The sequence below is a fragment of the Xanthomonas sp. A1809 genome (assembly GCF_017746015.1).
Lineage (GTDB): Bacteria > Pseudomonadota > Gammaproteobacteria > Xanthomonadales > Xanthomonadaceae > Xanthomonas > Xanthomonas euvesicatoria.
The window spans coordinates 297,081-311,843 of the sequence record NZ_JAGHWZ010000010.1 but is presented as its reverse complement, the minus strand read 5'-3'; the positions used below and the strand labels follow the sequence as shown (position 1 = coordinate 311,843).

15 protein-coding genes are annotated in these 14,763 nt (G+C 66.4%); 8 read left to right on the top strand and 7 right to left on the bottom strand.

Features of this window, described 5'->3' with window-relative positions; translation table 11 throughout:
• Nucleotides 1-150 precede the first annotated feature (150 nt).
• Together J7396_RS15660 and J7396_RS15655 are read right to left on the bottom strand one after the other, a co-directional pair.
• On the bottom strand, nucleotides 151-789 hold the full coding sequence (locus tag J7396_RS15660; RefSeq protein ID WP_014089429.1) for a LemA family protein: 639 nt from the start codon (nucleotides 787-789) through the stop codon (nucleotides 151-153).
• Between the two features lie 96 nt (nucleotides 790-885).
• Nucleotides 886-1,266: a diacylglycerol kinase gene (locus tag J7396_RS15655; protein WP_005910722.1), complete on the bottom strand. Its 381-nt coding sequence runs from the start codon at nucleotides 1,264-1,266 to the stop codon at nucleotides 886-888.
• A gap of 181 nt (nucleotides 1,267-1,447) precedes the next feature.
• Between J7396_RS15655 and J7396_RS15650 the strand changes: the two genes are divergently transcribed.
• A complete protein-coding gene (locus tag J7396_RS15650) occupies nucleotides 1,448-2,149 on the top strand; it encodes an SGNH/GDSL hydrolase family protein (RefSeq protein WP_008573595.1) in 702 nt (233 codons plus the stop codon).
• Nucleotides 2,150-2,567: 418 nt separating this feature from the next.
• Here J7396_RS15650 and J7396_RS15645 read toward each other — a convergent pair whose 3' ends face one another.
• The 3 genes from J7396_RS15645 to J7396_RS15635 form a co-directional block, all read right to left on the bottom strand.
• On the bottom strand, nucleotides 2,568-3,839 hold the full coding sequence (locus tag J7396_RS15645; protein ID WP_039417740.1) for a HAMP domain-containing sensor histidine kinase: 1,272 nt from the start codon (nucleotides 3,837-3,839) through the stop codon (nucleotides 2,568-2,570).
• A gap of 142 nt (nucleotides 3,840-3,981) precedes the next feature.
• Nucleotides 3,982-4,695 carry a response regulator transcription factor gene (locus tag J7396_RS15640; RefSeq protein ID WP_002811889.1) on the bottom strand — a complete coding sequence of 238 codons (714 nt, stop codon included), beginning with the start codon at nucleotides 4,693-4,695 and terminating at the stop codon, nucleotides 3,982-3,984.
• A 91-nt stretch (nucleotides 4,696-4,786) separates the two neighbouring features.
• Nucleotides 4,787-5,455: an arylesterase gene (locus J7396_RS15635; RefSeq protein ID WP_005910775.1), complete on the bottom strand. Its 669-nt coding sequence runs from the start codon at nucleotides 5,453-5,455 to the stop codon at nucleotides 4,787-4,789.
• A 103-nt stretch (nucleotides 5,456-5,558) separates the two neighbouring features.
• Here J7396_RS15635 and J7396_RS15630 point away from each other — a divergent pair, with 103 nt between their 5' ends.
• The 7 genes from J7396_RS15630 to J7396_RS15600 all read left to right on the top strand — a co-directional run bounded on the left by J7396_RS15630 (nucleotide 5,559) and on the right by J7396_RS15600 (nucleotide 13,048).
• Nucleotides 5,559-6,164 (top strand): ATP-binding cassette domain-containing protein, encoded by a 606-nt coding sequence (locus tag J7396_RS15630; protein ID WP_011346467.1) that lies wholly within the window; start codon nucleotides 5,559-5,561, stop codon nucleotides 6,162-6,164.
• A complete protein-coding gene (locus J7396_RS15625) occupies nucleotides 6,161-8,644 on the top strand; it encodes an FtsX-like permease family protein (RefSeq protein ID WP_209261702.1) in 2,484 nt (827 codons plus the stop codon). The genes J7396_RS15630 and J7396_RS15625 overlap by 4 nt, the downstream gene beginning before the upstream one ends.
• A gap of 248 nt (nucleotides 8,645-8,892) precedes the next feature.
• Nucleotides 8,893-9,810 (top strand): TauD/TfdA family dioxygenase, encoded by a 918-nt coding sequence (locus J7396_RS15620; protein WP_209261701.1) that lies wholly within the window; start codon nucleotides 8,893-8,895, stop codon nucleotides 9,808-9,810.
• A 40-nt stretch (nucleotides 9,811-9,850) separates the two neighbouring features.
• On the top strand, nucleotides 9,851-10,897 hold the full coding sequence (locus J7396_RS15615; protein WP_008573582.1) for an ABC transporter substrate-binding protein: 1,047 nt from the start codon (nucleotides 9,851-9,853) through the stop codon (nucleotides 10,895-10,897).
• Between the two features lie 3 nt (nucleotides 10,898-10,900).
• Nucleotides 10,901-11,734: an ABC transporter ATP-binding protein gene (locus J7396_RS15610; RefSeq protein WP_008573580.1), complete on the top strand. Its 834-nt coding sequence runs from the start codon at nucleotides 10,901-10,903 to the stop codon at nucleotides 11,732-11,734.
• Entirely contained in the window at nucleotides 11,731-12,615 is an 885-nt protein-coding gene (locus J7396_RS15605) for an ABC transporter permease (RefSeq protein ID WP_065628439.1), read from the top strand. Before J7396_RS15610 ends, J7396_RS15605 begins: the two co-directional genes overlap by 4 nt.
• Nucleotides 12,616-12,694: 79 nt before the next feature.
• The gene (locus J7396_RS15600) at nucleotides 12,695-13,048 is read left to right on the top strand and encodes a DMT family protein (RefSeq protein WP_005910790.1); all 354 of its coding nucleotides are present in this window, start codon (nucleotides 12,695-12,697) and stop codon (nucleotides 13,046-13,048) included.
• A 127-nt stretch (nucleotides 13,049-13,175) separates the two neighbouring features.
• Here J7396_RS15600 and J7396_RS15595 read toward each other — a convergent pair whose 3' ends face one another.
• Nucleotides 13,176-14,099, bottom strand: a complete 924-nt coding sequence (locus J7396_RS15595) for a DUF6607 family protein (RefSeq protein WP_014089424.1) — start codon at nucleotides 14,097-14,099, stop codon at nucleotides 13,176-13,178.
• Nucleotides 14,100-14,156: 57 nt separating this feature from the next.
• Complete coding sequence (locus tag J7396_RS15590) at nucleotides 14,157-14,759, bottom strand: Hemin transport protein (RefSeq protein WP_065628438.1); 603 nt, start codon at nucleotides 14,757-14,759, stop codon at nucleotides 14,157-14,159.
• Nucleotides 14,760-14,763 lie beyond the last annotated feature (4 nt).

The following is a 14,763-nucleotide window of genomic DNA, read 5'->3' as shown; positions in this document are numbered from 1 at the left end:
CGACACGGTCTGTTGGCTTGGTCCGCAGATTCGTGCTGATGTGCGGCTCGGCGCGCATCGCCTTGGCGCGTGCCTGTGCGTCGTTCGACAGCGCGCGTACTGCGCTTGCTAGCGACGACTGCACAAGCACCGTGCACGCACAGCAACTGATTACTGCGCAGGCTGCGGCGCGGGCTGTTGCTGCGGTGCCTGCTGCGGCGTCTGCTGATTACCGAAATCCACCTGCGGGGCGCGCGAGATCTGCGCTTCGTTTTCCACGCTGAAATTGGGCTTGGGCTGGTAGCCGAAGATCTTGGCCGTGATCACCTGCGGAAACGAGCGGATGTAGGTGTTGTAGTCCTGCACGGTCTGGATATAGCGGCCACGCGCCACGGTGATGCGGTTTTCGGTGCCTTCCAGCTGCACCTGCAGATCGCGGAACGACTGGTCCGACTTGAGCTGCGGATAGTTTTCGCTGACCACCAACAACCGCGACAGCGCGCTACCCAACTCGCCTTGCGCCTGCTGGAATTGCTTCAACGACGCTTCGTCATCGGCGTTGACCTGGATCTGGCCCACGCGCGCACGCGCATTGGTCACTTCGGTCAGGACCTGGCGTTCCTGCTGGGCGTAGCCCTGCACGGTGCGTACCAGGTTGGGAATCAGATCGGCGCGGCGCTGATACTGATTGAGCACCTCCGACCAACCGGCCTTGACGCCCTCTTCCTTCTGCTGGATCGCGTTGTAGCCGCAACCGGACAGCGACGCGGTCAGGATCAGCAACACCAAGGCGCGAATCAGGACAGGCATGCAGGCGATTCCATTGGAAGAGAGCCCGAGCATGCCACGTGCCAGGTCAAGCCCGCATGCACACGCCCCTGCCCGGCTCGCCCTGCCTGCCGCGCGTCACCACAGCCGCGGCAACAGGATCAATCCCCAGCACAGCAGCACATTGATCAGCAGCACGAACACCGCCGCCGAGCCCATGTCCTTGGCACGCCCGGCCAATACGTGATGTTCCGGGCCGTAGCGTTCGATCACCGCTTCGATGGCCGAGTTCAGCAGTTCGGCCGCCAGCACGATCAACAGTGGCGCAATCAGTGCAATGCGCTCGAGTCCCGACTGCCCGAGCCACAGACCGAGCGGCACCAGCACTGCCGCCAGACAGACCTCCAGGCGGAACGAGGATTCGTGCAGCCACGCCGCGCGCAATCCCTGCCATGACCAGATCGCCGCCTTGAGCATGCGACGCGGGCCGCGCGGGACGTGCCCCAATTGATCGGCCATGCGTCAGTGCGTCCTGCCGCATGGGCGAAGAGGGGAACAAATCAAACGCATGGCATGGTCGCTGCTGGGGAAAGTGCGAATCTTGCACCGTGGCGCCCCGCCCCGCCAGCTGCCTGCAGGTTTGCCCTCAGCTTCCAGCCTGGCGCACCATGGCAGCCCGCTTCACTTTGAAGGTTCCTGCATGACCATCCATCGCCTGCGCAGCGTGCTGTGCGCCCTAGCCCTTCTGTCCGGCCATGCGTATGCCGACGCCCTGCACACCGCTCCGGCGGTGCCGGCGCAGGTCTCCAATGCCGCTTGGGAACAAGACATGCAACGCTTCGCCGAGAGCGACGCGCGTCAGCCGCCGCCCAAGCACGGCATCGTGTTCGTCGGCAGTTCATCGATCCGGTTCTGGGAGACATTGGCCCAGGATTTCCCGGGCAAACCGGTGATCAATCGCGGCTTTGGCGGCTCGGAAGTGCGCGACAGCACCTGGTACGCAGACCGCATCGTGATTCCATACGCGCCACGCCAGGTCGTGCTGTACGCCGGCGACAACGACCTCAACAGTGGCCGCACACCCGAACAGGTGCGCGATGATGTGCTGGCATTCGTGGCACGTGTACGCCGCGACCTGCCCGAGGCACGCATCAGCTATCTGTCGATCAAGCCCAGCCCGTCGCGCGCGCAACTGCTGCCGGCCGTGATCAAGGCCAACCGCCTGATCAAGGACGCGCTAGCCCCGCTGCCGCGTGTGGACTTCGTGGACATCTACACCCCGATGCTCGATGCCAGCGGCAAACCGCGCGCAGAACTGTTCCGCGCCGACAGGCTGCATATGACGGCCGATGGCTACGCGATCTGGCGCAAGGTCGTGGCACCGGTATTGGAACAACGCTAGAACGCAACCGAGCCGATCCGGCGCGCCTGTCGCCGGATCGGCCGGCCTGCAGGGGAGGCGTTGGCTGCCGCTCCATGCCAGCGCGTTTTTTCGTGGCGGCAGCCTGCCGGCCCTGTTCCCACACACAACTGACGTAGGGGTCTGCGATTTGGGCACGTGGCGACCGCATTGGCGGTGTGGGCAAGAAATACCGGCAATGCCAAGCACCTGCAACGTCGCTAAAGGCACTGCAAACGTCCACGCGCCGGTGCACTGTTGGCACCACGTTGAGCGTTCCGGCTGCCGAGCGGTAAATAGGGTGATCGAAGCGGTTAGCCGAGCGCGTGCAGCAGCCGGTCGTCGTCTTCCTGCCATGCCGCGTGACTGTTGAGCGGCAGAAAGGCGTCATCAGCAAGCGCCAGGACCACAAAGTGACGCCTCAGGCGACGACCACCGCCACGGACGTGCCGACGCCGGCTTGGCTCTGCAGTTCGATACGCCAGCCGAAGCGATCGCATAGCCGACGGACGATCGACAGGCCGAGCCCAGTGCCTTGCGGGCGGGTGGGGTCGGCGCGGAAGAACGGTTCGAACGCGCGGGCACGCGCCTCTTCGCTCATGCCAATGCCGGTATCGCGGACCACGATGCGGTCGTGGGTCACCTCCACCTCGATGCTGCCGGTATCGGTGTAAGCGCAGGCGTTACGCAACAGGTTGCTGAGCACCACCCGCATGACCCTGGGCGGGGCGAACATCTGCAGGCTGCGGTCGCCGACCATGCGCAACGACACCGGTTTGTCGCCAAGCAATTCGCGCGCACTTTCCAGCTCTTCGCTGGCAAGCTCGGCCACATCGAAATTTTCGCTCTGCGGGTCGATCTCGGCTTCGCGCGCCAGGATCAGGAAGGCATCGATCACCGCTTCCATATCGTGGCCGGCGCGCTGGATGCGACGCAGGCTGCGCTGCGTGCGCGCCGACAACTCGTCGTCGGCCAAGGCCATGTCGCTGGCCACGCGGATCACCGTGAGCGGAGTGCGCAATTCATGGCTGGCATCGCGGGTGAAATTGCGTTCGCGCGCGACATGCTCGCTGACGCGCAGCCCCAGCGCATGCAGCGCGGCGGCCAGCTGGCGCGTTTCGCCCTGCAATTCGGCAGGCAGCCGCTCCGGAGCCAGTTCGTCCACATCCGGGTTGCGTGGGTCCCAATGCGAGACGCGCCGGGCCAGCCAGCTGATCGGCGAGACCAGCCGCTTGGAAACCCGATAGGTGAACCAGGACACGCCATAGATCGCCACCAACACCACGATTGCCGGCACCACACCGAACCACAAGGTCAGATGCGCCGCACGCGAGCGCGGAAACACCAGATACAGCCGCCCCTCCGGGCGTTGATCGACATACACCAGCGCATCGGCGGCAGCCACTTCGCTGAAACCCGGAGACAGGTTGCGCAGTGCGGCCGGTGCAGCCTCGGCGGCGGTGCCGGCGGGCGAAAAATACCCTTGGATATTGCGAGTATTGGGCGGCCGGTTGTCCGGCACGCTCTTTTGCATCTGCCAGAAATGCACGGCCTCGTCGGCGAGCACGGTGCGCACCAGGCTGTATTTGATGACGAACGACACCAGGTACCCGGCCAGCACCAGCGCCAGGCTCGCCAGCGCGACCTGCAGCAGGAAGGCGAGACGTATTTTTCTCGGAAGCCCGTGTGGCATTACTGCATCCAGGGAAGAGCGCCGGAGTATAGGCAACGCTTCCGTGAGTCCTTCGTGCAACCAGCCGGCAGCACAGGAGATCGAGCGGCGCGTGAGCGCCTATACAGCAGCCGGCCGCCAGGACGGCGGCCGGCGCGTGACATCACGCCATCGGTTGGGCGATGTCGGCGATGCGATAGCCGGCGCTCTGCACGGTGTGCAGCAGCGGACGGTCGAACGGCTTGTCGATGATCTTGCGCAGGTTGTACAGATGGCTGCGCAGGGTGTCCGAATCGGGCAAGCCGTTGCCCCAGATTTCGCGCTCGATTTCCTGGCGGGTGACCACACGCGGCGATTCGCGCATCAGGATGGTCAAAAGGCGCAGGCCGATCGGCGAGAGCTGCAGCTCGGTGCCGGCACGGGTGGCGCGCATGCTCACCGGGTCCAGCACCAGGTCGGCGACCTTGAGCACTTCCGAGCCCACCTGGCGACGCTCGCGGCGGATCAGGGCACGCAGGCGCGCCTCCAGTTCCTGAATCGCAAACGGCTTGGTCAGGTAGTCATCGGCGCCAAAGCCCAGGCCGGTGAGCTTGTCGTCCAGCGTGTCGCGGGCGGTCAGCATCAACACCGGTGTGGACTTGCGTGCGTCGTTACGCAGGCGGCGACACACTTCGATGCCGTCCAGGCGTGGCAGCATGAGATCCAGCACGACCACGTCGTAGCTGTTCTCCGCGGCAAGACGGTAGCCGTCCAGGCCGTCCTGCGCGTAGTCGACCTCGAAGCCACGGCCTTCCAGGTACTCGCCGATCATTTCGGAGATATTGCGGTTGTCTTCGACGACCAGCACGAGGCCGGACGTTTCCTTGGTCTGACGCATGGACTTTCCTCGGTCTTCAGCTTTGTGAAACATGCCGGATCGACGGTGGAAAGAGCGTGAAGACCGGATAACGTTTCGTGTTCCGCGGCATTTAGCGGCCGAGCAGCGGGCGCAATGCCGGCCATACCGTCTCCAGCACCTTCGGTTGCGCGGCGGCGGTGGGGTGCAGACCGTCCGCCTGCATCAGGCCGGGCTGCAGCGCGACCTTTTCCAGGAAGAACGGCACTAGCGCGGTCTTGTACTGTGTGGAGAGGTCCGCATAGGTCGCCTTGAGCCGCTCGCGGTAGGCTGGGCCGTAATTGGGCGGCACGTCGATCCCGAGCAGCAGCACCTTGGCGCCGGCGTGCTGGCTGAGCTGGATCATCTTTTCCAGGTTGCCCTTGAGCTGGGCCGGGGTCAGCCCGCGCAGCGCGTCGTTGCCGCCGAGCTCGATGACCACCACGCCGGGGCGGTGTTTTTCCAGCAGGCCCGGCAGCCGGGTCAGCGCGCCGGAGGTGGTTTCGCCGCTGATGCTGGCATTGACGACTGCCGGTGGCGTCGCCATGTCACGCTTCAGGCGCTGGTCCAGCAAGGTCACCCAGCCGGACTGCACCGGGATGTTGTGCGCAGCGCTCAGGCTGTCGCCCACCACCAGGACCGGCGCAGTGGCGACCGGACTTTTGGCAGAGGCAATCCCCGGCGCAAGCAGGGAGAGTGTCAGCAGCCACAGGGCCAGCACGCCATATCGCAGTGTTCTTTCACGCATTCGGAGATTCCTCATCGACAGTCTGGCCCCCCGCTCCAGCACCCGCACCGCCATCGACGTTCGCGAGGTCGGCAAGTCCGTCAGTGGCCCGGAGGGAACGCTCCACATCCTCGACAACGTGAGCTTGACGGTCAGTGAAGGCGACAGCATCGCCATCGTCGGCGCGTCCGGTTCCGGCAAGACCACCCTGCTCGGCCTGCTGGCCGGGCTGGACCTGCCCAGCCGCGGCAGCATCGCGCTGGCGGGCCAGGACCTGGGCCAGCTCGACGAAGAAGCGCGCGCTGCGCTGCGCGCCCGCGACGTCGGCTTCGTGTTCCAGAGTTTCCACCTGCTGCCGGCGCTGACTGCCGAAGAAAACATCGCACTGCCGCTGGAACTGGCCGGGCGCGAGGATCCGGCGCGGGTGCGCGAAGTGCTGGAGGCCGTGGGCCTGAGTGCACGTGCGCGGCATTACCCGCGCCAGCTGTCCGGTGGCGAGCAGCAACGCGTGGCGTTGGCGCGCGCCTTCGTGGCCCGCCCGCGCATCCTGTTCGCCGATGAGCCCACCGGCAGCCTCGACCAGGCCACCGGCGCGCAGATCAGCGACCTGTTGTTCGCGCTCAATGCCACCAGCGACACCACCCTGGTGCTGGTCACACACGACATGAGCCTGGCGCAGCGCTGCAGGCACATCTACCGCATCGACAGCGGCCGCCTGCACGCACAGACCGGTCCGGCGGCATGAACGTCGTGCGCCAAGCCGCGCGCGCCGTGCGCCGCGAATTCCTGGCCGGCGATCTGCTGACGGTGTTCGCCGCGCTGGTGCTGGGCGTGGCGGTGATGACCGCGGTGGGCACCCTGGTCGACCGGGTGACGCTCGCGCTGACCTCCAGCGCGGCCGAAGTGCTCGGCGGCGATCTGGGCGTGACCGGGCGGCAGGAGATCCCGGCCGACTTCGCCGCAGAAGCCCAGCGACGCGGCCTGCAGAGCACGCGCATGGTCAGCTTTCCCAGCGTGCTGTTCCATGGCGATGCCAGCCAGATGGCCAATATCCGCGGCGTTGGCCCCGGCTACCCGCTGCGCGGGCAGTTGCTGGTGTCCAAGGACGGCACCGGGACGGAAGGCAGCGCCGCCAGCGCACCGCCGCCGGGCCAGGCCTATGCCGATCCGCGCCTGCTCGAAGCGCTGGGCCTGCACGTGGGCGAGCAACTGGAATTCGGTGCCGGCCATCTGACCATCACCGGCGTGTTGCGCGCCGAGCCCGATGCCTCCGGGGAGCTGATGCAGCTCTCGCCGCCGCTGCTGGTCAATCGCGCCGATATCGACGGCGCCGGCCTGCTCGGCCCAGGCAGCCGCGCCTCCTATCGGTTGATGTTCGCCGGCGCACCGGATGCCATCGCCGATTTGCGCGCCTGGCTCAAGCCACGCGCCAGCGAGTATCGCCTGGTGGGTATCGAAGACACCCAACGCGGCATGCGTGCAGCGTTTGATCGCGCCGGCCGCTTCCTGGCCTTGTCGGCGTTGCTGGCGGTGCTGTTGTCCGGCGTGGCCACGGCCCTGGCAGCGAACCGGTTTGCGATGCGACGCATCGACACCGTGGCGGTCTTGCGCTGCCTGGGCGCCCGCCAGCGCGACATCCTGGCAATGCTGTCGCTGCAGTTGCTGCTGACGGCGATTCCGGCCTGCCTGGTCGGTATCGGGCTTGGCATGCTTGCGCAGGAAGGCCTGGTGCAGGCGCTGGGCAGCCTGATCCCGAACCGGTTGCCGCTGCCGCAGGCCACCCCGGCCCTGGCCGGTGCGGGCATCGGCCTGGTGCTGTTGCTGGGCTTCGGCCTGCCGCCGCTGCTGCGGCTGCGCAACGTGCCACCGATGCGCGTGCTCAACCGCAGCTTTGCCGCAGTGCCGCCCAGCTCGTTGCTGGTGTATGGCGCCGCCCTGGCCGCCACGCTGGCGCTCACCGTCTATGCCACCGGCAACCTGGTATTGGCCGGCTGGGTGCTGGGCGGCCTGGCCGCGCTGGCACTGGTGGCGATGTTGCTGGGGCTGGGCCTGCTCGCGTTGCTGCGACCGATCCAGCACCGTCTGCGCGGTGCCTGGAAACTTGGCCTGGCCTCGCTGACACGGCGCCGCGGCTTGAGCGTGGTGCAACTGGTCGGGCTGTCGCTGTCGTTGTGCGCGCTGTTGCTGCTGGCGGTGGTCGGCCCGGGCCTGCTCGGCCAATGGCGCGACCGCCTGCCGGCCGATACGCCCAACTACTTCCTGATGAACATCCAGCCCGAACAAACCCAGCCGGTGCTGCAGACGCTGCGCGGTCTGGGGGTGAATGATGCGGCCGTGGAGCCGTTTTCCACGGGGCGCCTGGTGGCCATCAACGACAAACCGCCGGTGCGTGGCGACCGCGACCCGGCCGACGACGGCGACGGCGACAACCGCCCGGTGAATTTTTCCTGGCGCCACGCGTTCCCGCCGGCAAATACGCTGCTGCAGGGCAAGTTCTGGGCGGCCGACAGCACCGCGGCGGAAGCCTCGGTGGAAGAAGGCTGGGCGCAGCGCTACCAGCTCAAACTGGGCGATCGCATCACCCTGCTGCTGGGCGAACAGCAACGCACGTTCACCGTGACCAGCATCCGCAAGGCCGACTGGGATTCGTTCCGGGTCAACTTCTTCCTGCTGCTCAATCAAGGATCGGTCGGCGATGCGCCGTACAACCTGATTTCCGCCTTCCACCTGCCGCCGGGCAATGCGTCCAAGCTGGCGGCGCTGAGTCGCGACTATCCGAACATTTCGTTGCTGGATATCGATGCCATCCTGGGCCGCGTGCGCGAGGTCATCGACCAGGTGGCACAGGCGGTGCAACTGGTGATGGGCTTCAGCCTGCTGGCCGGCATGCTGGTGTTGCTGGCCGCATTGCAGGCCACCGCGGGCGAACGCCGTTACGACAGCGCAGTGTTGCGCACCCTGGGCGCACGCCGTGGCCAGCTACGCGGTGCGGTGCTGGTGGAATTTGGCGCGCTTGGCTTGCTGGCGGCGACGCTGGCGGTGACCGCTGCGGCCGTGATCGGCGCGGTCGTCGGGAAGCAGGCGTTCGAGATGGCGTTGACACCGGATTGGCCGCGCCTGCTGCTCGGCGGCGCATTCGGGCTGGCCTTGAGTCTGTTGGCGGGTTGGTCGGGCACGCGGCGCATCCTGTCCACGCCGCCGGCATTGGCATTGCGGAGCGAATAAGCGCGGGTAAAACGCGTCGCATGCGGGCAACGGCATGCGACGCGCGGCCCGGTGGCTGTGCTGCAGGCCAGCTCACGGACGCTGTGGCGCGCAGCGTGAGGGGCCTTGCTCTTCTGTGAGTGCTGCATATGTCTGCAGCGCATAAGCACCTTGCAAATCGTACGTTCGCAGCGGTGGCACGACTGCCTAGAGTGGTATGTCCGGCCGCCGGCCCAGGCGGCCTTTCGTTGCCGTCGAGGTGCCACGTCATGACCAGCATCACTTCCGCAGCGCGTGTGCACACGCCGCGCGATGCGTCTTCCCCCGTGCAGAGCTCCAGCGTCAGGATCGTGCCATTCGACGCTCCGCTGGGCGCCGAAGTGATCGGGCTGGACCTTGCGCAACCGCTGGACGCCGCCACCTTCGCGCGTATCCATCGCGCGCACCTGGATTACCACGTGCTGGTGTTTCGCGATCAACGCATCACACCGGCCCAGCAGGTGGAATTCAGCCGTCGCTTCGGGCCGCTGCAGATTCACGTGCTGCGCAACTTTCAACTGCGCGGGCACCCGGAAGTGCTGGTGGTGTCCAACATCAAGGAGAACGGCGAGCCGATCGGCCTGGGCGATGCCGGGCATTACTGGCACTCGGATCTGTCGTACAAGCAAACACCGAGCCTGGGGTCGCTGCTGCATGCGCAGGAGCTGCCCGGCGAAGGCGGCGACACCCTCTTTGCCAACCAGCACCTGGCATGGCAAACGCTGCCCGAATCGCTCAAACGCGCCGTGCAGGACCTGCGTGCCGAACACAGTTATCTGGCCAAGTACGAGGAGTTGCGCGCCCGCAATCCGTGGCGGCCGGCACTGACGCCGGAGCAGATTGCCGAAGTGACACCGGTGCAGCACCCGGTGGTGCGCACGCATCCGGAGACGGGCCGCAAGGCGCTGTTCGTCAGCGAGCATTTCACCACGCGCATCGTCGGCTTGCCCGAGGACGAAAGCCGCGCGCTGTTGCAGAGGTTGTTCGAACACTCCACGCATGCTGGGCTGGTGTATCGGCATCGCTGGCAGCCGCACGACATGGTGTTCTGGGACAACCGTTCGGTGATGCATCTGGCTGCAGGCACGCCGGATCATCTGCGCCGTCGGCTCAACCGCACCACCATCGAAGGCGATGCACCGTTCTGAGCCTGCACCTGTTCCCTCCCCTTCCCGACTGGAGCGCCGCATGCGTTTGACCGTCACTTCCCACGCTCCTGCGCCGCGCCGGCGTTTTTCGCGGCGCATCGCGCTGCTGGTGTTGGCCGCGCTGCCGCTGTTGCACAGCGCGCATGCGCAGGCCGAAGGCAAGCTGCGGATCGCCAAGCAATTCGGCATCGTTTACCTGCTGCTGGACGTGGCGCAGGACCAGAAGTTGATCGAACAGCAGGGCAAGGCCGCCGGTGTGGACATCGACGTGCAATTCCTGCAGCTCTCCGGTGGGGCGGCAGTCAACGATGCGTTGTTGACCGGTTCGATCGATATCGCCGGTGCCGGTGTCGGGCCGCTGTTCACCATCTGGGACCGCACGCGCGGCCGCCAGAATGTCCGCGGCGTCGCATCGCTGGGCAATTTCCCGTACTACCTGATCAGCAACACTCCGCGCATCAAGTCCATCGGCGATTTCACGCCAAAGGACCGCATTGCGGTGCCGGCAACAGGTGTCTCGGTGCAGTCGCGGTTTCTGCAGCATGCCTCGCAACAACGCTGGGGCGACAAGGGCACCCATCAGCTCGACGCGCTACAAGTCGCCTTGCCGCATCCGGATGCCGCCGCGGCGATCATCCGTGGGCGTACCGAAATCACCGCGCATTTTGCCAGCCCGCCGTTTCAGGAGCAGGAACTGGCGCGCAACCCGGCCGCGCATATCGTCACCAGTTCCTACGAGATCGAAGGCGGCCCGTCGTCGGCAACGGTGTTGTACGCCACCGAAAAATTCCGCAAGGACAATCCCAAGACCTACCGCGCGTTTGTCGCCGCACTGGACCAGGCGGCGAAGTTCGTCACGGCCCATCCGGAGCAGGCGGCCGATATCTTCCTGCGTCGTAATGGCTCGGGCATCGACCGCGCGCTGGTGCTGCAGATCCTCAAGGACCCGAAAGTGCAGTTCACCGTGGCACCGCAGAACACGCTGGGGCTGGGCAAGTTCATGCAGCACAGCGGGGCGATCAAGCAGGCGCCGGGCAAGGTGGGCGATTACTTTTTCGACGACCCGCTGATTGCGGGCGGGAGCTGAGCGATGAGCACGCCCCTGCTGCAGGTCGATCATGTCAGCCTGGAATATGCCTCGGCCCAGCGCGTGGTGCGCGCGACCCATCGCGTGCGCTTCGATGTGCACGAAGCCGACCGCTTCGTGCTGCTGGGGCCCTCAGGCTGCGGTAAATCCACTTTGCTCAAGGCGGTGGCCGGTTTCGTTGCGCCGCGCGAAGGACAGATCCGCCTGCAGGGTCATGCGGTCACCGGTCCCGGGCCGGACCGGGTGGTGGTGTTCCAGGAATTCGACCAGTTGGCACCATGGAAAACCGTGCGCGAGAACGTGGTGTTCGGGCTGCGTGCGGCGCGCAAACTCGGCCGTGCCGAGGCGCGCGAGCGGGCAGACGACAGTCTGGCCCAGGTCGGGCTGAGCGGATTTGCAGATGCTTACCCGCACACCTTGTCCGGCGGCATGAAGCAGCGTGTGGCCATCGCACGCGCCCTGGCGATGCGCCCGCGTGTCCTGCTGATGGATGAACCGTTCGCGGCACTGGATGCGCTGACGCGTTCGCGCATGCAGGAGCAAGTGCTGGAATTGTGGGAACAATTGCGCTTCACGCTGTTGTTCGTCACCCATTCCATCGAAGAAGCATTGGTGGTCGGCAATCGCGTGCTGCTGTTGTCGCCGCACCCGGGCCAGGTGCGCGCCGAACTCAACGCGCATGCCTTCGGCCCGCACAGTGCCGGCAGCGTGGCCTTCCAGCAGACCGCGCAACGCATTCACCGGCTGCTGTTCGATCTGCCCGATGACACGCTGGACGACGACAAGGTGGCACCGCTGCGTCGCCCGTCCCTGCGCCAACGCCAGGCGCTGACATGAGCCGCAGCACCGCAAGCGCAGTGCCGCCGATTCCACCGGTGCGGCCCGAGTACGAAGTGGCACTGACCCCGCTGGACCCTGCCCTGGGCGCCGCGACCACGCCCACGCGTTGGCACGCACCGCCCTGGCTGCGCAAGGCATTGGTGCTGGTGGTCTTGGTCGCGGCATGGGAGATCGCCGCGCGGCTGGTCGGCGACGATCTGATGCTGCCCGGCGCAGTGCAGACCGCGCGCGCGTTCTACGACGGGCTGCTGTCGGGCGAACTGCTGCGCCGGGTCGGTGCGTCGTTGCGTGTGCTGGCGCAAGGTTATGCGCTGGGCGTGCTGCTGGCGTTCGTGCTGACCGCGCTGGCCGCTTCCACGCGCTGGGGCCGCGATGTGCTCGGCACGCTGACCGCCATGTTCAACCCGCTGCCGGCCATTGCGCTGTTGCCGCTGGCCTTGCTGTGGTTCGGGCTGGGCACCGGCAGCCTGGTGTTCGTGCTGGTGCACTCGGTGCTGTGGCCGCTGGCGCTGACCACCTACGCCGGCTTCCAGGCGGTACCGGACACGCTGCGCATGGCCGGGCGCAACTACGGCCTGCGCGGCCCGCGCTATGTAGCGCAACTGCTGGTTCCGGCGGCGCTGCCGGCGATCCTGTCCGGGCTGAAGATCGGCTGGGCATTCGCCTGGCGCACCCTGATCGCCGCCGAACTGGTGTTCGGCGCCACCTCCGGCCAGGGCGGCCTGGGCTGGTACATCTTCCAGAACCGCAATGAGCTTTACACCGACAAGGTCTTCGCGGGGCTGGCGATGGTGATCGTGCTGGGGCTGCTGGTGGAGGGCGTGGTGTTCCAGGCGATCGAGCGGCTCACGGTGCGTCGCTGGGGCATGCAGCGCTAGCGCGGCCCCGGCGGCACGGTCGCGTGCGCTTAACGAAGTTGGCTTATGCTTCGGCCCCCATTCTCTGCCGCTCGCCGCCATGCCCACTGCCCCCTTCACCGCCTACCTGTACCCGGTTCTGCTGCTGATCGCCAGCAACGTGTTCATGACCTTCGCCTGGTACGGGCACCTGAAGTACAAGACCACGCCGCTGATGATCGCCATCCTGGTCAGCTGGGGCATCGCGTTCTTCGAATACTGCCTGCAGGTGCCTGGCAACCGTCTGGGCAGCGCGGTGTATTCGGCGCCGCAGCTCAAGGGCATGCAGGAAGTGATCACGCTGCTGGTCTTTGCCGGTTTCTCCACCTTCTACCTGGGGCAGTCGCTGAAGTGGAACCATTGGGCCGCGTTCGGCCTGATCCTGGTGGCCGCGTTCCTGATGTTCAAGGAATAAAGGCAAAGCACCCTCTCGCTCGTAGGAGCGCACCCGGGCGCGACCTCGCAAGAGCCCCCTGCGGTGTGATTGGCCTTACCGGGAATGCCATATCGCGCCCGGATGCGCTCCTACGGCGTCAGGGTGCCTAGTTCGCCGGTTCGACCCACCGTGCGAACACCGCATCGATTTGCGCGTCCTTGACCGGCTTGCCCTTCTGCGCTGACTCAGCCTGCTCGAACATCGGCACGATCATCGCCATGCCGTCCGGCTTGGTTTTCAGATGCAGGCCCGGTGGCGTTTGCAGGAATGCGGCCCAGCGCGCGCGCACCTTGGCCCAATACCCCTGTGTGCCTTTCCAGTACGCATAGGCCGGGGCGAAGTCCACCTCGGTGGTCTTGCGGTAATCGTTGAAGCCGAACTCGCGTGCAATCGCTTCCTGGGTGCCGTCGGGCTTGCGCAGCACCTTGGTATTGAATTGTTCGTGGGTCCAGCCGTTCGGCGTCAGCGTGTGCCGGTTGATCACCGATAGCGCATTGTAGTCGCTGCGCCTGGTGTACTCGCGCCGCGGCAACGGGCGCCAGCTGGGATCGCTGGTCCAGGTGGGGTGGCCATCGGCGTAGTCCCAGCGGCCGGTGCCGCAATAACGCGGCGCGTCGCTGACTTCGTACACACATTGCGTCCAGGTGCCGCTGGTGATGGCCGGCGCCAGCGCATGCACCGTCCAGGTCTGCTCGGCGGTGAATTCAAACCGTTGCGGTGCCTCGAAGGTCCAGTCCTGCCGCCAATGCTTGGTCACGTGCCCGGTCTTTTCGTCGACCAGCACGTGCTGCAGCACCAGCCTGCGCGGCGAATTCTCCACCACGATGACCACTTCGCTGGCGCCGCTGCGCATCGCCGAAGCGCGCTCGTAGCCGGGCTTGAGCAGCACGGTTTCGTCGAACGCGAAATCCACCGCGTATTCGCCCTGCATCGCCAGGATGCTTTGCCGATCGCGCTGAGCATCGGCGGCGGCAATCAACGGCAACAGGCTCAGTGTGGCGGCGACACAGCGGGAGAACAATCGGCTCATCGGCACTCTCGGTAGTCATTGGGGAACATCAGGGACACGCGCGCAGCAGCGACATCGTCATGACACGGGGTCGGCACCGCGGGCATTCACCGCGGCAGTACGCAGCGCTGCAGCGCGCGCGCAGCAACAATCGTCCACGACCACGCGGCCGTCGATGCCCTCGTCGCGCGCCAACCGTGCAGCAACCTCAGCGCCCAGCGCAGAGACGGTGGCCAGGCTGGCGGTGATGGGGTGACCGTGGCTGGCCGCAGGCTGCAAGCGCAGCGCGCTCAAGCGCCATGCATCGCCGCGCATGCGTCCGGCCAGGCGGCGCCATAGCCGTTCGCCGACGCCCAGTTCGTGCGTGTCCATCGGCAGTGGCGGCAGCCGAGAGACCAGGCGGTCCCAGCTCAGGAAATCGCTGTCGGGCAACAGGCAAAGCCGCCAGCAGCACTGTCCTGCCGCATCGAAGAACCAGATGCCCTCGTGCACGCCGTCGCTGTCCACCCGACGGGACGCGGCTGCAGCGACTGCGTGCTGCCAACCATCCAGTTCGTTGCCCAACGCAGGCCGATACAGGCAAAGCACCGTCCCTAGCGCCGCCAACTGCTGTGGTCGTGGCAGTGCCGCGCGGGTAGCGCGTGCATGCAGGGGCAACGGGATGGCGCGGAGGTTGGGCATGGCC